Genomic DNA, 17,838 nt, shown 5'->3' with positions numbered 1-17,838 from the left:
GCGACAACATGGACCTTCTCGAAGACGACACACCCGGGCGCAACGAGCCTGAATACACGGTCTCGGAGATTTCCGGCGCGGTGAAGCGCACCATCGAGGGTGAGTTCGGCCGCGTGCGCATCAAGGGCGAGGTCGGTCGGGTGATGATCGCGCGCTCCGGCCATGTGTATCTAGACCTCAAGGATGACCGCGCGGTGCTGGCCTCGATCATCTGGAAGGGGCAGGCAGCCAAGCTGGCGGTGCAGCCCGAGGAAGGGATGGAGGTCGTGGCCATCGGCAAGCTGACCACCTTCCCCGGGCAATCCAAATACCAGATGGTCATCGAGGACGTCCGCCCGGCAGGTGTCGGCGCACTGATGGCGATGCTGGAAAAGCGCAAGAAGGCGCTGCAGGCCGAGGGTCTGTTCGACCCCGCCCGCAAGAAGCCTATTCCGTACCTGCCGGAAATCATCGGAGTGGTAACCTCGCCGCAAGGGGCGGTGATCCGCGACATCCTGCACCGGCTGCGGGATCGCTTCCCGCGCAAGGTGCTGATCTGGCCCGTCGCCGTGCAAGGCGAGGGCTGCGCGCCGCAGGTTACAGCGGCCATAGAAGGCTTCAACGCGATGACACCGGGTGGGTCCCTGCCGCGCCCCGACCTGATCATCGTGGCGCGTGGCGGCGGCTCCATCGAGGATCTGTGGGGCTTCAACGAAGAAAGCGTCGCCCGCGCGGCTGCGGCCTCGGATATCCCGCTGATCTCGGCGGTGGGCCACGAGACGGACACAACCCTGATCGACTACGTCTCCGACATCCGCGCACCCACACCGACCGCCGCCGCCGAGATTGCCGTGCCGGTGCGGCTGGACCTTTTGGCCGCCGTCGACAGCTTTGGCGCGCGCATGGCGCAGGCGCTCAGCGGCATGGTTGGCGCCCGCAAGCAGCGGTTGGCCGATCTGTCCCGCGCGCTGCCACGCGCGAGCGAACTCACACAGACCGCGCGGCAGCGCTTCGATCTTGCGGGCGGGCGGCTGGATGCGTCGCTTAAGGCAGGGACCGCAACAAAGCGGCTGTCCTTCGAGAAAGCAGCCTCGCCGTTACGCCCGTCCATTCTTGCGCGCCAGACAGAGCGGATGACCGCGCGCCTGACCCAAACCGCAGGGCGTCTCGACACTGCACTGGACCGCCGTGCCGAGCGGTCGCGCGCGCAGTTTGACCGCGTATCGGGCGGGCTGTCGCTCAAGGGTATTCAGCGCGACCTCGGTTTGCAGCGCGACCGCCTCGGGCGCGCCACCCGCACGGCCTCGCAAGCGGGTAGTATCCAAGTCAAATCATGGCGCGACCAGATGGAAAAGCTCGACCGCCTGCGCGAGACGCTGGGCTATCAAGCGACGCTGGAGCGTGGCTATGCAGTCGTCTGGGATGGTGACAAGGTCGTCACCAACAGCACGCAGGCCAAAAAGGCCACGAGTTTGGAGGTGCAATTCAAAGACGCCCGCATTCCGGTCGGCGCCGCTGCCAAACCCGCCGCCAAACCAAAACCTCCGAAATCCGGCCAACCCGGTCTCTTCGACGACTAACCGCCCCCATCATTGCTTCAAAAATACCTCGGGGTGTGGGGCAGCGCCCCACTAAATCCGGGGGCGCGGGGGCTGGCTCCCGCTCTGGCGACTGCCACAGGCAGGCGCACCTCAAGGCCGGTAGCTGACACCCACATCGGGACCCGGGCAGACCAGCGGCTCGGAGCTTTTGCCGACCACAACCAGATCATCCGCCGGATCATCACCGACGATACGCGCGCTCTGGCGCGCGCCGTCATCAAAGAAATACCAACACAACGCGTCCGGTTGGTCATCATACAGAAAACAAATCTCGTCGCCTTCGCCGAACCAGACCCCGCGCTGGCAGGTGCCGTCCAGAAAGCTCCAGACCACCCGCTTGTCGCTCAGATATTGTTCCGCCCCGTAGGGCGCGTCGTGACGGTTGAAAAACACCGTGGTGTCGCGGGTGAAGGTTTCGAACTGGGATGGGGTCATCTTCGTTTCAGCCTGCGCAGGGCAGGCGAGCAGGACAAGTAGGCAAAGATATTTCATCCGCACAGGATGCGGGTTGCCAGAGCTTGCGTCAAGCGCTCCGCCAGGCCTCGGCGTGGGGGGTCATCACGCGTCTCCACGGCTTGGGCCACAGCGCGATACAGGCCATGACCGGCAGCGCGTAGGGCAACATCGGGGCTTCCCCGCGGGCGGGGATTTCCAAGGCAGTGTAGTGCTTTGCAGGATAGGCGTGATGGTCGGAATGGCGCGGTGCGTTCAGCATCCACAGCGAGGACAACCAATGCGGCGCGTTCCACGAATGAACTGCGCTGACAGGCTCGAAAGAGCCGTCTTCGCGCCTTGCGCGTTCCAGCCCGTAATGCTGGACATAGTCGGACAGCATCAACTGTGTCTGGGCAAACGCCGCGAGCAGCAGATGCACCATCACACCGCGCCAGCCCGCGATGATCAACGAGACCAGCAGCATCAGCACCGCCCCCCCGATATACAGCAGATAGGGATTGCGCCGGTCCCAGCGTCCGGCCCCGATCTGCGCAAGCCGCGCTTCCTCGGCTTTCAAGCCTGCTTTGAAGCTGCCAAGCCATGCGCGACGGGCAAAGCTGTAAAAACTCTCGCCCATGCGGGATGTGTTGGGATCGTTCGGGGTGCCCACATGGGTATGATGCACCAGTGGATGGGCAGAGGCATGATGCCCGAACAGCAACGAAATATAGACCCATTTTCCGGCCCGCCGCAGCCCGCGCGCGCCGCGGTGGATCAATTCATGCGCGTTGGAATTGCTGACCTGCCCCATGAACAGGCCCGTGGCCGCAAACAAGGCCAAACCACTGAGCGAAAACAGCCGCGTACCGTGGCCGGACAGGGCCCAGACCATCAAGAACAGCAAGAAAAAATGCGCACCGACCAAGACCAGTGACAACAGATCGGCCTCGTCATCCTCGGCCGGTTCGCCGTCGCGGGTCAGGGCTGGAATGAACTCGTCGACGCCCGCGACAAACAGGGTGATGTAGAACAGCGCGATCCACACGGCCCACCCGCCAAAAAGCGCGCCCGCCACCAGAAACGGCAGGGGAAAGAGCGTGGCGAGTGTGAAGGCCAGAAATGAGCGTGGCATAGATAATCGGTCCCTGAGTAAGCGCGTCAATGCTTCCTAAATAGTATGAATACGCCCAAATCATGGAAGCCTTTTGAAAATTTGCGGCAAAGGCTGCGCAGGAACGTCCATAGAGGTCGTTTTTGCGTATCCCGAGGGCGGTGTCACGGACTAGGTTCACGCTAAGCAAGATCGGGAGAGCATCATGGCGCTGGATGAACGCAAGGGCGTGTGGAAATCGGGCAAGGGACGGGGACGCAAGTTCACCAAGGGGCGTCAATATGATGATGCCGCTCTGGCCGAGGTGCAATCCTTGCTGGGCGAGCGCCCGCGCAACCGCGACTTGCTGATCGAATTCCTGCACCTGATCCAAGACAAGCACGGCCATCTGTCCGCCGCGCATCTGCGCGCGCTGGCCGAAGAGATGCGCCTGTCCATGGCCGAAATCTACGAGGTTGCCAGCTTCTATGCCCATTTCGACGTGGTCAAAGAGGGCGAAACGCCGCCGCCCGCGCTGACGATCCGTGTCTGCGACTCGCTGTCTTGCGAGTTGGCGGGCGCGCAGGCGTTGAAGGCGGCCTTGGAGGACGGGTTGGACGCCTCCGAAGTCCGGGTTCTGCGCGCGCCTTGTATGGGGCGCTGCGACACAGCACCGGTGCTGGAACTGGGGCATCATCATGTGGACCATGCAACCGTCGACAAAGTGAAAGCGGCGATTGCGGCGGGTCACACGCACGCGCACATCCCCGACTATGAGACTTATGATAAATACAAGAATACAGGGGGTTACGCGGCTCTCCTCACCTTGCGAGACGATGGCCACTGGGAAGATGTTCAGGCGCTGATCAAGGAAAGCGGTTTGCGCGGTCTTGGTGGCGCGGGCTTTCCGTCCGGCACCAAATGGGGCTTCGTGCGCGGCAATGCAGGGCCGCGCTATCTGGCGGTGAACGGCGACGAGGGCGAACCCGGCACGTTCAAGGACCGCTACTATCTTGAGCGCACGCCGCATCAGTTCCTTGAAGGCATGTTGATCGCCGCATGGGCGGTCGAAGCCGACCGCTGCTACATCTACAAGCGCGACGAATACCCCGCCGTTCTGGAAATCCTGCGCCGCGAAATAGCAGCGTTGGAGCAAGCGGGACTTGTTCCCGAAGGCTATATCGAGCTGCGCCGCGGAGCAGGGGCCTATATCTGCGGCGAAGAAAGCGCGATGATCGAATCCATCGAAGGCAAACGCGGCCTGCCACGTCACCGCCCGCCCTATGTGGCGCAGGTCGGGCTGTTCGGCCAACCTACATTGGTTCACAACGTCGAAACCCTGCACTGGATCACCCGCATCTGCCGCGAGGGGCCGGAAGTGTTGAACACCACCGAGAAGAACGGCCGCACAGGCCTGCGCAGCTATTCGGTTTCGGGGCGTGTGGCGAAACCGGGCGTGTATCTGCTGCCTGCGGGCTCCACCATCACCGATATTATCGAGGCCGCCGGCGGCATGTTGGAGGGCCATGTGTTCAAGGCCTACCAGCCGGGTGGGCCGTCCTCCGGCCTGCTGCCCGCCAGCATCAACGACGTGCCGCTGGATTTCGACACGTTGCAACCTTTGGGCAGCTTTATCGGATCGGCGGCTGTGGTGGTGTTGTCGGATCAGGACTCGGCACGCGCGGCGGCGCTCAACATGCTGCGCTTCTTCGAGGACGAGTCGTGCGGACAATGCACGCCGTGCCGTGTGGGCTGCGAGAAGGCGGTGAAGCTGATGCAGGCCGACACATGGGATCAACCGCTGCTCGAAGAGCTGTGCGTCGCCATGGGTGACGCGTCCATCTGCGGGCTGGGCCAAGCCGCGCCAAACCCGATACGATTGGTGATAAAGCACTTTAGCGACGAGGTCTAAGTCGTTGCTTTTCATTGTGTCTGCCTTGTGTGCAGCCGTTTACGGCGGCTACTATTGCTACCGTGACCCGCATTGGATCGGCGGGCTGGTCAAGACAGCCTCCACCGCCATTCTGGCACTCGCAGCCATTGCGTCGTTGCAGTTCGGTCTGGCCTTGGCGCTGGCCTTGTCCTCTGCGGGGGACTTCGCCCTATCTCGCAAAGGCGAGCGTTGGTTTATCGGCGGTCTCGTCTCTTTCGCGCTGGCCCATGCGGTCTACATCGCGCTGCTGGCAGGCGCGGGAATGCCGCCCGTCCTAGTCATGCTCGTCTTGGCGGGCTTGGCGCTCTCCAGCCTGTGGTGGCTGCTGCCCTATACCGGCGCGCTGCGCATTCCGGTGGCGATCTATGTTGTGCTGATCACAGGTATGGGGATGGCGGCTTGGGGCCATGACAACTGGCTTTTGCGCCTCGGGGCGAGCCTGTTCATTGCCTCTGACGTGGTCTTGGCATGGCACCTATTCCGCGCGAAGACCCCGTTCGCTCCGCGCCAGATCACGCTTTGGACGTTTTACTATACAGGCCAGGTCGCCCTGATGGCTGGTCTCAGCTAGTTTTTGTAAACCGCGCAGGCGCAGCCTTGTTTGCGGAGCTTGTTGCACAATGATTGCGCAGCACCCCGCGTGTTGCGACTGATACGGGCCATGTACCAGCCCTTCAACTTGGCGACGCGGTGCTTTTTGTAAATCACGTCCAGTTTTTCGCCCGCAACAGTGCCACGGCAACTTGCTGTGCGGGTTTTGAACTGCGCCCGCGCGCCTTTCTTGGTGCGGTCGGCGGCCATTTGTACCCCCCATGGCTTGTAGCGCGGGGTTTTGCGCAGCGGGGTCAGCTGCCGCTTTCGGGCCAAGGCGTAACAGGCGCTGCGGAAGGGTCCGGTTTTGGACAGCCGCATGTCGTGTGATGTCGGGGCCGCATCGCGCCACGCCTCGGCCTCCAGCCCGGTGATGATCGGCACATAGTCGATGGTCTCCGAGGCGAGGCCCTTACCCTGCAAAAACCCCTCCGCCCGCGCTTCGCCGCCATTATAGCCAATAGCCGCCATCCCCTCATTGCCGTAGCGCGCGACCATTTCCGCGAGGTACTGCGCGGAATGATCCAGCGCATCGGCAGGGTTATACGGGTCTTCCAGCCCGCGTTTGGTGGCGGTTGAGCGGATGAACTGCGCGATCCCCATGGCGTTGGCAGGCGACAGGGCGTTGGGGTTGAAGCGGCTTTCCTGCCAGATCAGACGGGTGAAGAAATGCGGGTTCAACCCGTGGGTTTTGGTGCTGGCCTCGATCAACTGACACAGGTCAAACACGAAATGCTCCGCGCGGATGCACTGCACCTGACCCCATTTTCCCGATGTGCACATCGGATCGGGCGGGGCGGCTGCCGCAGGGGCCGACAGCATCAAAAACGCAAGCATCCATCTCATATGCCCAGACCTAACCTGACAGGCATTTAAGCGCCACATCTTCCATCTGACCGCGCGAGAGGTTAGGTGGGGTAAAGTCGGAATATACAAGGCCTCGCAGACCCCAATGTCCTTTTTCAAGAAGCTCAAGAGCAAGTTGTTCAAATCGTCCTCCAAGCTGGAGGAGGGGCTGGACGCGATTGTTGGCGATGGCGGTGTCGAGGAAGAGCTGGAAGACACGCAACCTGTCGCGGAGCCGGTTGATAACAGTGCCGAAATCGAGGCCGCCCGACAGGCGGAAGAGGCCCGCATCGCAGAAGCTGCTGCACAAGCGGCAAGGGATGCCGAAGCGGCAGACGCCAAGCGCGTGGCAGAGGCGGAGGCGGAAAAACGCGCCGCTGCGGCATTGGCGGAGGCCGAGGCTGCCCGAAAGGCCGAGGCCGAAGCGGCCGAGCGCGCCGAAGCGGTTGCCCTTGCAGCACAGAAAGCGGCAGACGCGCGCGCAGCACAGGCCGCAGCGGACGCGCAGCTTGAAGACGAACGCACCAGAGAGGTTGCGCGCCTCGCCGCCGAGGCGGACGCCGCCGAGAACGCCCGAAAGCTGAAAGAGGCAGAAGACAGGCTCGAAGAACAAAGAGCCTTAGCCGCGGCGCAGGCCGCAGAAGCAGACCGCCGCGCACAGGCTGCCACTGAGAAAGCCGCCAAAGACGCTAAAGCCGCAGAGGAAGCCGCTGCACAAGCGGCCCGGGATCTGGAAACCGCCAAAGCCGATGTCCCATCGGCGCTGGACGCCCCTGACGCTGCCGCGACACTGGCGGACCCCTCCCAATCTGATGCGCCGGCCAAAAAACCCGGCCTGTTCGGGCGCCTGCTGGGCCGAAAGGAGCAAAAGACCGTCATTCGCCGCGAGCTGGATGACGACATGCTGGAAGCGCTCGAAGAGTTGCTGATCGCCTCTGATATGGGCGTCGATACGGCCCTGCGCGTGACGGCGAATATGGCCGAAGGCCGCTTTGGCAAAAAGCTGTCGACACAGGAAATCAAGGAACTGCTGGCCGCCGAGATCACCAAGATCATGGAGCCGGTCGCCAAACCCATGCCGATCTACCCCAAGCGCCCGCAGGTGGTGCTGGTGGTGGGCGTCAATGGCTCGGGCAAGACCACGACCATCGGCAAGCTGGCGTTGCAGTTTTCGAATGCGGGCAAAAAGGTGGTGATTGCCGCGGGCGATACGTTCCGCGCGGCGGCGGTCGAACAGTTGCAGGTCTGGGGGGACCGCGCCGGTGTTCCCGTGCTGACCGCACCCGAAGGCTCCGACCCCGCGTCGCTGGTCTATGATGCAATGACCAAAGCCGAGGCTGACGGGGCGGACCTGCTGATGATCGACACCGCGGGCCGTTTGCAAAACCGCGCCGATCTGATGGAGGAGTTGGCCAAAATCGTCCGGGTGATCCGCAAGAAGGACGACACCGCCCCGCACAACACGTTGTTGGTCCTCGATGCAACCACGGGGCAGAACGCCCTCAATCAGGTCGACGTCTTCCGCCAGATCAGCGACGTCTCCGGCCTCGTGATGACCAAGCTCGACGGCACGGCCAAAGGCGGCGTGCTAGTGGCGCTGGCGGATAAGTTCGGACTGCCGATCCATGCCATCGGGGTGGGGGAGCAGATCGACGACCTTGCCCCGTTCGACCCCGAGGAATTTGCGCAAGCCCTCACGGGTGCCGCCACCGAGTAACGCCGCATTAAGGTTAACGCGCCCCCATGGTTTCATCTTGGCATAAATATTCCCCCCGGAGGGTCCCTGCATCATGAGCGCATGGCTCGTCTCGCTGGAAGGCACCGAGGCCGGACACCAGCTGGCGCTAATCCTCGCCCTGACTGCAGCACTTCTACACGCCATCTTCGGCGCGCTGCAAAAAGGCCGTCACGACCCGTGGCTGTCACGCGGGGCAATCGATTTCAGCTACGGCCTCATCGCCGCGCCCTTCGCGCTGTTCGTCGTTCCGTGGCCGGAGCCGCATATGTGGCTGATCTTCGCCACCGCCTTCGTGATCCACTCCGTCTATAAGGTCCTGCAAGCCTTCACCTACAGCAAAGGCGCCTACACGGTTGTTTATCCCGTGGTCCGAGGCACAGGGCCGCTTTTCGCGGTCATCGGCGCGTATTTCATCTTTGGCGAGACCTTCAACTTGATCCAGTGGCTCGGCGTCGCCACGCTCTTGGCGGGTATTTACGGGCTGGCGGTGTATAACCTGCGCACGATCACGTTGAACCGCGACACGCTGGTACCAGCCTTGTGGCTGGCGGTGGCCACGGGGATGTTCGTGGCGCTCTACACTACCTATGACGCCTATGGCATCCGCGCCACGGCGGACCCGTTCACCTTCCTTGCGTGGTTCTTCTTCCTCGACGGGCTGTTCTTCATCCCGCCCATCGCCGCGCGCCGTTGGTGGCGCATGGCCGACCGACCGACATTGGGCCCGCTGATGCAACGCGGTGTGCTGGGCGCGTTCGTGGCGTTTTTCTCGTTCGGAGCCATCATGATGGCGACACGGCTCGACAATGTGGGGGAGGCTGCGGTATTGCGCGAGACCTCGACCGTGTTTGCCGCCCTGATCGGCTGGCTCGTCTTGGGGGAAAAAGTCGGGCCGCGCCGGTTGACTTTGATGGCGCTGATCGCGCTTGGCGCGGTGATCGTGGAAGCAGGAGGCTAGAGCATGGCAGAGAAGAAAATCTCGCAAGGGCTGAAATCGGCGCTGGAACTGGGGCCGGTGCTGCTGTTCTTCGTGGCCTATCTGAAGATGAAGGAAGAGGTGTACCTGATTGGTGGCACTGAATATTCCGGCTTCATCGTGGTGACCGCCCTGTTCGTACCGCTGCTTTTGCTCTCCATGTCGATTTTGTGGAAACTGACGGGCAAACTTAGCCGGATGCAGGTTCTGACGGCGTTTATGGTGATCTTCTTTGGCGGGCTGACGGTCTATTTCAACGACGAGAAATTCTTCAAGATCAAAACCACCATCGTTTACGGCTTCTTCGCCTCGATGCTGGGGTTGGGACTGCTGCTCAAGCGCTCTTGGCTGGAATATGTGATGGACGATTTCCTGCCGTTGAAACCGGAGGGCTGGATGATCCTGACCAAACGCCTGACCGCCATGTTCGCGGGGTTAGCCATCGCCAACGAGCTGGTCTGGCGCTTCATGTCTACGGACGCGTGGGTGAAGATTGAAACCTTCGGCTTTCCCGCTGCGTTATTCGTGTTCTTTATGCTTCAGGCCAGCATGCTACAACGCTATTCCGACGAGCCGGAAGACGCGGCCTAGCCCTTCTTGTTCACCCGTTTGGACAGTTCCGCATGGCTTTCCTTGCGCTCGGAATAGCGGTCGACCAACTCATCCTTGATGTCGCGGGTCAGCAGGGTGAAGCGCATCAACTCCTCCATCACATCGACCATGCGGTCGTAGAACGGCGAGGGTTTCATCCGGTAACGGCCATCGAATTCCAGAAACACCTTGGGCACCGACGACTGGTTGGGAATTGTCAGCAGCCGCATCCAGCGGCCCAGAATGCGCAGCTGGTTGACGGTGTTGAACGACTGCGACCCCGCGTTGACCTGCATCACGGCCAGCGTCTTGCCTTGCGTTGGGCGCACGCCGCCCATGCTGAGCGGTATCCAGTCGATCTGCGTTTTCATGATACCGGTCATGGCCCCGTGACGCTCGGGCGAGCACCAGACCATGCCTTCAGACCATGTCACCAACTCGCGCAATTCCGCCACCTTCGGATGATCCGCGTCCTCGCTGTCGGGCAGGGGCAGGCCGGTCGGGTTAAAGATGCGCACCTCTGCGCCCATGCGGGTCAGCACCCGGGCGGCTTCCTCGGTCATGGACCTCGAAAAGCTGCCCTGACGCAGCGAGCCATAGAGCATGGCGATGCGTGGCTTATGCGTGCCGGGGCTTTGTGCCTGTAGCTGAACCGGGACTTGGAAGTGGACGTCGTCGAGTTGCGGCGTGTCGGTCATGAGGTGCGGGCTTTTCAGTCGTTGCGGGTCGGCAACGGTGTAATCGGGGCGGGTCGAATATGCTAGTGCCTGCTTAGAACTCAAAGCGCAGACTCTTTGCGCACAAGGTCCGGCAGCTGCTTAAGACTCTTGGAGAAGCGCGCCAATTTCGGATGCGCTCAGCACGCGCCCTGAAGCCACAACTTTTTCGTCGATCACGAGCCCTGGTGTGGACATGACCCCGTAGCCGGCTATTGCGACAATATCGGTGACTTTCTCAATGTCGGCATTGATAGCTGCGGTTTTTGCAGCCGCCTTAGCGTTCTCTTCCAAGGCCGCGCATTTCTTGCAGCCGGACCCTAATATCTTGATGATCATTCCATTTCTCCTTTTTAAACAAATAGATGGGCGGTGGCATTAAAGGTGTAGCCTATCAGTATGATCCCCACAGTGACGATACCGATGAAGACTATCAGCAAGGGGAGTTTTACGACCCGTTTGAGCATAATCATTGAAGGCAAAGACAGCGCGGTCACGGCCATCATAAAGGTCAGGGCCGTACCAAGCCCGACGCCTTTTTGCACCAAGGCCTCAGCAATAGGGAGCGTGCCAAAGATGTCGGCATACATCGGCACGCCCACAATCGTTGCGACCAAAACCGACCACCACTTGTCCTGACCCAAAAGGGCAGAAATGAAGGTTTCAGGAATCCAGTTGTGGATTGCCGCGCCAATGCCGACGCCGATCAAAACGTACAGCCAAACCCGGTGCACTATTTCGATGACTTGTTCGGCGGCGTATGACACCCGTTCGCGCCGGCTAATCGCGCCATCATTGTCGTGATCGCTGACGGGGCTTTGATAGACAAAACCCTCAACCTGATCTTCCAGCTTCAAGCGCCCGATCAGGGTGCCGCCCAAGACAGCCAGCACCAACCCGATTGCCACATAGGCCAAAGCGATGCTCCAGTTGAAAATGCTGGCCAGCAAGATAACCGAGGCCAGATCGACCAGCGGGGAGGAAATCAAGAATGAAAAGGTTACGGCCAACGGCAGCCCCGCACTGGTAAACCCGATAAACAGTGGAATGGAGGAGCATGAGCAAAACGGCGTGATGGTCCCAAGAAGCGCCGCAATAACATTGGCGCCCAATCCCTCACGTTGCCCCAGGATGCGACGGGTTCGCTCGGGCGGGAAATAGCTTTGCACGTAGGAAATGCTGAAGATCAGAACCGAGAGCAGGATAAATATCTTGATCACGTCGTAGATGAAGAAATGAATGCTTCCGCCGACCTGACTTGTCGGATCTAGCCCAAAGCCGTCGCGCACCAAAAGAGTGACCAAGTCGGACAACCATTGCATCCGCAACAATTGGTCGTTTAGCCAGATCAAGACTTCGCGCATGCGCTAAACTCCGTCAAAAGTCGCCGATTGGATGGCCACTTCTGTCTGGCTTAAAGAACCCCAAGCTGCGCCGTGTTGATCTCTGTCAACTTAACCCAGATTGTGGTTGCGGTGTCGTGTGCTTCACTGCGACGTGAAGAATGACTATTCAAGAAAAGCCGGAGCGACGACGTTGTCGAGCTGTGCTGTTCTTAACCCGTCACCCCACATGAAACAGCGTGTTAAACAGCTTGGGATCCAAGCTGTCAGCCGCAAATGTCGGGCCTTCTGTCATCACGGAGACCGCGTCGTGGCTGTGCAGGCTTTCCTGATGTGACGCGATCACGCGGAAGTCCTTGATGCGGGGATCGGCTTGCAACTGCTCGCAGAAGGACCGCGCGGCGTCTTCGACGAAGATCGGGTTGGCGGCGTTCAACTCTGCAAAGGCCTGCTCGTCCTCGCGTTTGACCATCACCTGCGTCTCGGTCGGCACGGCGGTGCGACACAGTTCGATCAGGTCTTCGAACCACAGGCAGTTGCGCTCGCAATCCACTTCCACCGACACCCGCGCGACGGAGCGCTGCGAATGGGGCGTGGCAAGCTGGCCGCGGAACTGGCGGGCGTGTTCCGACAACTCAAGCGAGCAGGGGCAGGTGGAGGAGTAGACATAGTCCAGATGCAGGATTTTCTTGCGGGTGCCTTGCGTGTCGACCACCTCCAAAGCGATGTCGTAATATTGGTATCCCTCAAGACCCGAGCGCAAGGATTGCACCTTCATCGGGAAGGAAAAGCGCATCTGGATGCGGGCGTCGAAGCTCTCCAGATCGGTTTTATAAGCGTCCAGCGTGGCTTCGATCACCTCGAAGCTGAAAGTCTGCTCGGCTTGGGCGTAGAAGCTGCGCATGATGCGGGACATGTTAATGCCCTTCTTTTCCGCCTCCAGCGACACTGTGCCGGTGACGGACGTCTCCAACGTCAGGTCGTCACCGCCACGGGTATGAAACCGTATGGGCAGGCGAAAGTTGGAGATGCCGACGTGCTGGATGTGCTGCTTGGCCCCACGGATCAGCGAGGAGGGGCCGTTTTGCAGGTCGGGCATGGAGGCTTTGTAGGCCTCGTCCACCGCGAATTCTTCTGGGTAGGCGCGCGCCAGCGCGGGGTAGTTCGCCAGTTCCTGACCGGGGATCAGGCGGGAGACCAGCGGGTCCAGATCGGCCACCTCGACGGCTGAGACCTTGCCCGCCCACTGGCGCAGCAGGGCGAGGGCGGCTTCGGCCTCCTCGCGGGTCGGCTCGGGTGTGTGGACGTTCATGGCTTTCCCTCCTCGGGATGCGGCGTCGGCGTGCGCCACTATATGGGGCGGCACGCCGGCGTTACAAAAGAAAACCGACCTTTTTGGCCTAGACCGCGTCTAGTGCTGTGCGGATATCCGCCAGCAGATCGGCCTTGTCTTCCAAGCCGATGGAGATGCGCACGAGACCGTCAGTGATGCCCAGCTCTTCGCGTTTCTCGTCGCTCAGGCGTTGGTGCGTGGTGGTCGCAGGATGGGTGACAATGCTTTTGCTGTCGCCCAGATTGTTGGAGATCAGGATGATATCCAGCGCGTTGAGGAAGCGAAACGCCGCCTCCTTGCCGCCTTGTATATCCAGCGAGATCACCGTGCCGCCAGCGCCCATTTGTTCTTTTGCAACAGCCTGTTGCGGATGGGAGTTCAAGTAGGGGTATAGCGTGCGGTCCAGCTTGTTGTGGCCCTCTAGCGCCTCTGCAATGAACAACGCGCTCTCAGCCTGCGCATTGCAGCGCAGGTGCAGGGTTTCCAGACCTTTCAGCATCACCCACGCGTTGAACGGCGACAGCGCGCCGCCGGTGTGCTTGAGGTAAGGCTCGGCGGTTTTGCGGATGAACTCTTTGGTGCCGCAGATCACGCCGCCCAGACAGCGGCCCTGACCGTCGATATGTTTGGTGGCGGAATAGACGATGACGTCGGCCCCAAGCTCCGCCGCTTTCGAGAAGGCGGGCGTGGCGAAGACGTTGTCGACTACCACAGTCGCCCCTTTGGCGTGCGCAATCTCGGCCACGCCTTTGACGTCGATAACTTCCAGCGTGGGGTTTGAGACGGATTCAAGAAAGACGGCCTTGGTGTCGTCGCGGACGGCAGCTTTCCATGCGGACAGGTCGGTGCCGTCGACAAAGGTGACCTCGACCCCGAAGCGGGTCAGCACGTCTTCCAGAATATACAGACACGATCCGAACAGCGCCTTGGCGGAGACCACATGGTCGCCCGCCTTCAGCATGGAGGTCAACGCGCCACTGACAGCAGCCATGCCCGACGCGGTGGCGAAGGCGTCTTCGGTGCCTTCTATGGCCGCGATACGGTCTTCGAACATGCGCACGGTGGGGTTGCCGTAACGGGCGTAGATGAATTCTTCGGGGCCGCTTTCGATGAAACGCGCCTCGGCCTGCTCGGGGCTGTCATAGACGAAGCCTTGGGTCAGGAAAATCGCTTCGGACATTTCGCCATATTGGGAACGGCGGGTGCCGCTGTGGACGGATTTCGTGCGGGGGGACCAGTCTTTTGTCATGTCATCCTCGTGCGGGCGCTTGCCCGAATAAAAAAGCCTCCACCGGGAAAAGGGGGAGGCTCATAGCAATCCATCCTCTTTAGCAGCATATTTAACGTGGCCCGCAATCCGGTAACAAATCGCCACGGGAGAGGGAATACGCCCGCTGGGCAGGAGGGTCAAGACCATGGCGCGTTGTCTGTGCAAAGTTGGGCAGGAGCCTTGGTTGCAAAATACTGCGCGTTTAACGATTGTCCGCTTTGCTGGAGGATAGCCGGATATGGCTTTGCGTTTCCGCGACCTCAGGCAAGGCGCGTATACTGTCCAGAACGGTATCCAGATTTGACAGCGAAGACGCCCGCACCTCGGCGACAAGATCAAAGCTTCCACTTAGGGTGTGGATGTCCAAAATCGCAGAAATACGTCGCAAGGACTGAATGGTGGCCTTCCCGTCATCCGCTTTCAACCGGATCAGTGTAAAGGCGCTCACTTGCGAATCTGTTTTGCCTGCTGACAGCTCAACGGTGAACCGTTTGATCACGTTTTGATGCTGCAACCGGTCAATGCGGTTTTGAATTGTGCCGCGTGAGACGCCCAGATTTCGGGCAAGAACTGTCGCTGAGGCGCGCGCGTCCTTGGTCAGGAGCTGCAAAAGCTGGTGGTCTAGATCATCCATACGCCGTGTTATCTGCGGCCTCTGCCTAAATGTCAAAACTTTAGCGATTTGCAACGATTTTTGCCATTTTTGGTAGCGGTGGAATAGGATTTTATCGTGTCTGACAGCACGCGAAGGATTTGTTGAATGAAGAAGATTGCGGTTTTGGGTTTGGGTAAAGTTGGCTCTCTGGCGGCCGAGTTGTTGCATGGATCAGGCTTTGACGTGACGGGCATTGATCTGGCGACCCGTGGCGACCTGCCGTTTCCGGTAGAGACGTTGGATTTGACTGATACAAGCGGTGTAGAAGCGGTTTTTGCCAAACAGGATGCCGTTCTGTCGTGTTTGCCGTTCCATCTGAATATTTCTGTGGCTGAAATTGCGCATCGCGTAGGTATTCACTATTTCGACCTGACCGAAGATGTGCCGACCACAAACCGTGTCATAGAGCTGAGCAAGACTTCAAAGGGCCTTATGGCCCCGCAATGTGGACTTGCTCCCGGTTTTATCGGGATTGTCGGCGCGTCGTTGATTGCCGAGTTGGATGAATGCCGCTCGTGCAAGATGCGTGTTGGCGCATTGCCACAAAACCCGACCGGATTGATGGGCTATTCCTTCAACTGGTCCCCCGAAGGCGTGGTGAATGAATATCTAAACGACTGCGAAGTGATCGAGGATGGCGCGCGCAAGCTCGTGTCGCCGATGGAATGGATAGAAGACATCTATATCGACGGCATGAAGCTTGAGGCGTTCACCACCTCGGGCGGCTTGGGCACCATGTGCGAAACCTATTTGGGTAAAGTCGCAAATATCGACTACAAAACCATGCGATATCCGGGCCATGCGAAGTTGATGAATTTCTTCTTCCACGAGCTTTTGATGCGGGACCGCCGCAAAGAAGCGGGCGAAATTTTGATCAATGCGAAACCGCCCGTCGAAGACGATATTGTCTATGTACACGCGTCCGCCGAGGGCATGATCGACGGTAAGTTACAGCGCCGCGAATTCGTCCGTGCGTACCGCCCCGTCGAAGTTGCAGGCAAACAGCGCACCGCGATTTCGTGGACGACCGCCGGCTCGGTTGTCTCGATTATCGAAATGGTGCGTGATGGCGCACTGCCGGCAACGGGGTTTTTGAAGCAAGAGGAGATCGGCCTCAAAGCGTTCCTTGCGACACCGACAGGCGGTTTATACGCGGCAAACTGAGTGCAACAGAGGCCGACAGATGTCGGCAAAAGCAAGCCCTGAATGCCAACTCAACAGAGCACCGAAGTTGGCCTTATGTCACGGCACTGCTTGACAGTTTGCCAGCACCGCTCCAAGCCTTGGCGCTATGTTTGACGCGCGCCCAGTGGCCTATGTGATTGGCCTGCTTACCGCCTGCCTCGGGGCTTCGATGCTGATTCCGATGGCTTTAGACCTGTGGGTGGGCAATGATCATTGGCCCGCTTTCGCCGAAAGCGCGATCATCACTACGGGGATTGGCGTGTTGATGGCGCTTGCCTCTTCCAACGGGGTGGGCGACCGGTTGTCCATTCAGCAAACCTTTTTGCTGACCACTGGCGTCTGGCTGGCGCTGCCGATTTTTGGCGCGCTGCCGATGTTTCTGGGCGCCACCGAGGCGCGCTATGTCGATGCGTTTTTCGAGGCTATGTCAGGGCTAACCACCACCGGTGCCACGGTCTTTACCCAGTTGGAGGCGTTGCCGGACGGGCTGAAGCTGTGGCGGTCGATGCTGCAATGGTTCGGCGGCATCGGTATCATCGTTGTCGCCATGGTGTTCCTGCCCGAACTCAGGGTCGGGGGGATGCAGATTTTCCGCTCCGAGGCGTTTGACACGATGGGCAAGGTGCTGCCGCGGGCGGTGCAGATTGCCGCGCAGATTTCCTATTTCTACGTGGGCCTGACGATCGCGTGTGGCGTGTCTTATGTCGTCGTCGGGTTGTCTCCTTTCGAGGCGATCAACCACGCGTTGACCACGATGTCGACCGGCGGCTTTTCGACCTCGGACGCCTCGTTCGGGGCGTTTCAGGGGACACCGGAATATGTGGCCTCGTTCTTCATGATCTTGGCGTCGCTGCCGTTTGTGCGCTATGTCCAGCTGCTCTCCGGGTCGGCCAAGCCGCTGCTGAGGGACAGCCAGTTGCGGGCCTATCTGGCGACCATTCTGGGCTTTACCCTGCTGTTTACCTTGTTCCGCCTGTTCGTCTTCGGGGATCATCCGGAGGAGGGGTTCCGTGAGGGGCTGTTCAACGTGGTGTCGATCATTTCCGGCACGGGCTATGCCAGCGTGGACTACCAGCTTTGGGGCAGTCTTGCGGTGGCCGTGTTCTTCTTTCTGGGTCTGATCGGCGGCTGTGCTGGCTCGACCGCGTGCTCGGTCAAAATCTTCCGCTACCAGTTGTTGTTTGCCTCGATCAAGGCGCAGGTGCGTCGTATCCACTCGCCGCACGGCCTGTTCCAGCCGCGGTATGACGGCAAACCTGTGAGCGAGGATGTGTTGTCCTCGGTAATGTCGTTCTTTGTGATGTTCGTTGTCTCGTTGGGAATGCTGTCGGTGCTGCTGGGCCTGACCGGGCTGGACTTTATCACCTCGGTTTCCGGTGCGGCGACCGCCTTGGCCAATATCGGCCCCGGCCTTGGCAGCGAGATCGGGCCGTCGGGCAACTTCTCGGGGCTGAACGACACTGCCAAGTGGCTGCTGGCTGCTGGCATGTTGATCGGACGGCTGGAGCTACTGGCCGTCTACGCAATTTTCACCATACGTTTCTGGAGAGCCTGAT

Annotated in this window: 17 protein-coding genes and 1 riboswitch; of the genes, 8 read left to right on the top strand and 9 right to left on the bottom strand. The window is 60.2% G+C overall.

Annotation, left to right across the window (positions count from 1 at the left end; genetic code table 11):
- The first annotated feature begins 8 nt into the window (after positions 1-8).
- Positions 9-1,559, top strand: coding sequence for an exodeoxyribonuclease VII large subunit (gene xseA, locus BUB72_RS01760; RefSeq protein WP_073139602.1), 1,551 nt, complete (start codon positions 9-11; stop codon positions 1,557-1,559).
- 111 nt (positions 1,560-1,670) lie between these two features.
- On the opposite strand, the gene BUB72_RS01755 is transcribed toward xseA, so the two are convergent.
- Both BUB72_RS01755 and BUB72_RS01750 read right to left on the bottom strand, forming a co-directional pair.
- Positions 1,671-2,072 carry a hypothetical protein gene (locus BUB72_RS01755; RefSeq protein WP_073139599.1) on the bottom strand — a complete coding sequence of 134 codons (402 nt, stop codon included), beginning with the start codon at positions 2,070-2,072 and terminating at the stop codon, positions 1,671-1,673.
- A 31-nt stretch (positions 2,073-2,103) separates the two neighbouring features.
- The gene (locus tag BUB72_RS01750; RefSeq protein WP_073139596.1) at positions 2,104-3,147 is read right to left on the bottom strand and encodes an alkane 1-monooxygenase; all 1,044 of its coding nucleotides are present in this window, start codon (positions 3,145-3,147) and stop codon (positions 2,104-2,106) included.
- Positions 3,148-3,331: 184 nt separating this feature from the next.
- Between BUB72_RS01750 and BUB72_RS01745 the strand changes: the two genes are divergently transcribed.
- Together BUB72_RS01745 and BUB72_RS01740 are read left to right on the top strand one after the other, a co-directional pair.
- Positions 3,332-5,017, top strand: a complete 1,686-nt coding sequence (locus tag BUB72_RS01745) for an NAD(P)H-dependent oxidoreductase subunit E (protein WP_073139593.1) — start codon at positions 3,332-3,334, stop codon at positions 5,015-5,017.
- Positions 5,018-5,021: 4 nt separating this feature from the next.
- Positions 5,022-5,609 (top strand): lysoplasmalogenase family protein, encoded by a 588-nt coding sequence (locus tag BUB72_RS01740; RefSeq protein ID WP_073139590.1) that lies wholly within the window; start codon positions 5,022-5,024, stop codon positions 5,607-5,609.
- On the opposite strand, the gene BUB72_RS01735 is transcribed toward BUB72_RS01740, so the two are convergent.
- The gene (locus tag BUB72_RS01735; RefSeq protein WP_073139587.1) at positions 5,606-6,475 is read right to left on the bottom strand and encodes a lytic transglycosylase domain-containing protein; all 870 of its coding nucleotides are present in this window, start codon (positions 6,473-6,475) and stop codon (positions 5,606-5,608) included. The genes BUB72_RS01740 and BUB72_RS01735 overlap by 4 nt on opposite strands.
- Before the next feature lie 580 nt (positions 6,476-7,055).
- Between BUB72_RS01735 and ftsY the strand changes: the two genes are divergently transcribed.
- The 3 genes from ftsY to BUB72_RS01720 all read left to right on the top strand — a co-directional run bounded on the left by ftsY (position 7,056) and on the right by BUB72_RS01720 (position 9,780).
- Positions 7,056-8,192 (top strand): signal recognition particle-docking protein FtsY, encoded by a 1,137-nt coding sequence (gene ftsY / locus BUB72_RS01730; RefSeq protein ID WP_342742144.1) that lies wholly within the window; start codon positions 7,056-7,058, stop codon positions 8,190-8,192.
- 73 nt (positions 8,193-8,265) lie between these two features.
- On the top strand, positions 8,266-9,171 hold the full coding sequence (locus BUB72_RS01725) for a DMT family transporter (protein ID WP_073139579.1): 906 nt from the start codon (positions 8,266-8,268) through the stop codon (positions 9,169-9,171).
- Between the two features lie 3 nt (positions 9,172-9,174).
- On the top strand, positions 9,175-9,780 hold the full coding sequence (locus tag BUB72_RS01720; protein ID WP_073139576.1) for an inner membrane-spanning protein YciB: 606 nt from the start codon (positions 9,175-9,177) through the stop codon (positions 9,778-9,780).
- Here BUB72_RS01720 and arsH read toward each other — a convergent pair.
- The 6 genes from arsH to BUB72_RS01690 all read right to left on the bottom strand — a co-directional run bounded on the left by arsH (position 9,777) and on the right by BUB72_RS01690 (position 15,076).
- The gene (gene arsH, locus BUB72_RS01715) at positions 9,777-10,478 is read right to left on the bottom strand and encodes an arsenical resistance protein ArsH (RefSeq protein ID WP_073139573.1); all 702 of its coding nucleotides are present in this window, start codon (positions 10,476-10,478) and stop codon (positions 9,777-9,779) included. The two genes, BUB72_RS01720 and arsH, sit on opposite strands and share 4 nt — an antisense overlap.
- 120 nt (positions 10,479-10,598) lie before the next feature.
- Entirely contained in the window at positions 10,599-10,835 is a 237-nt protein-coding gene (locus BUB72_RS01710) for a thioredoxin family protein (protein WP_073139570.1), read from the bottom strand.
- Between the two features lie 14 nt (positions 10,836-10,849).
- The gene (locus tag BUB72_RS01705) at positions 10,850-11,860 is read right to left on the bottom strand and encodes a permease (RefSeq protein ID WP_073139567.1); all 1,011 of its coding nucleotides are present in this window, start codon (positions 11,858-11,860) and stop codon (positions 10,850-10,852) included.
- A 199-nt stretch (positions 11,861-12,059) separates the two neighbouring features.
- Positions 12,060-13,151: a GTP cyclohydrolase FolE2 gene (gene folE2, locus BUB72_RS01700; protein ID WP_083588519.1), complete on the bottom strand. Its 1,092-nt coding sequence runs from the start codon at positions 13,149-13,151 to the stop codon at positions 12,060-12,062.
- 88 nt (positions 13,152-13,239) lie between these two features.
- Positions 13,240-14,421 carry an O-succinylhomoserine sulfhydrylase gene (metZ, locus tag BUB72_RS01695; protein WP_073139564.1) on the bottom strand — a complete coding sequence of 394 codons (1,182 nt, stop codon included), beginning with the start codon at positions 14,419-14,421 and terminating at the stop codon, positions 13,240-13,242.
- 58 nt (positions 14,422-14,479) lie between these two features.
- Positions 14,480-14,557: riboswitch (SAM riboswitch) on the bottom strand.
- An 87-nt stretch (positions 14,558-14,644) separates the two neighbouring features.
- Positions 14,645-15,076 (bottom strand): Lrp/AsnC family transcriptional regulator, encoded by a 432-nt coding sequence (locus BUB72_RS01690; protein ID WP_073139560.1) that lies wholly within the window; start codon positions 15,074-15,076, stop codon positions 14,645-14,647.
- 126 nt (positions 15,077-15,202) lie between these two features.
- Between BUB72_RS01690 and BUB72_RS01685 the strand changes: the two genes are divergently transcribed.
- Positions 15,203-16,261, top strand: a complete 1,059-nt coding sequence (locus BUB72_RS01685) for a saccharopine dehydrogenase family protein (RefSeq protein WP_073139556.1) — start codon at positions 15,203-15,205, stop codon at positions 16,259-16,261.
- A gap of 127 nt (positions 16,262-16,388) precedes the next feature.
- A complete protein-coding gene (locus tag BUB72_RS01680; RefSeq protein ID WP_073139552.1) occupies positions 16,389-17,837 on the top strand; it encodes a TrkH family potassium uptake protein in 1,449 nt (482 codons plus the stop codon).
- Position 17,838: the final 1 nt, after the last annotated feature.

Origin of the sequence: Litoreibacter ascidiaceicola (genome assembly GCF_900129235.1) — a bacterium.
Lineage (GTDB): Bacteria > Pseudomonadota > Alphaproteobacteria > Rhodobacterales > Rhodobacteraceae > Litoreibacter > Litoreibacter ascidiaceicola.
This window is presented reverse-complemented; position numbering and strand designations above follow the sequence as displayed.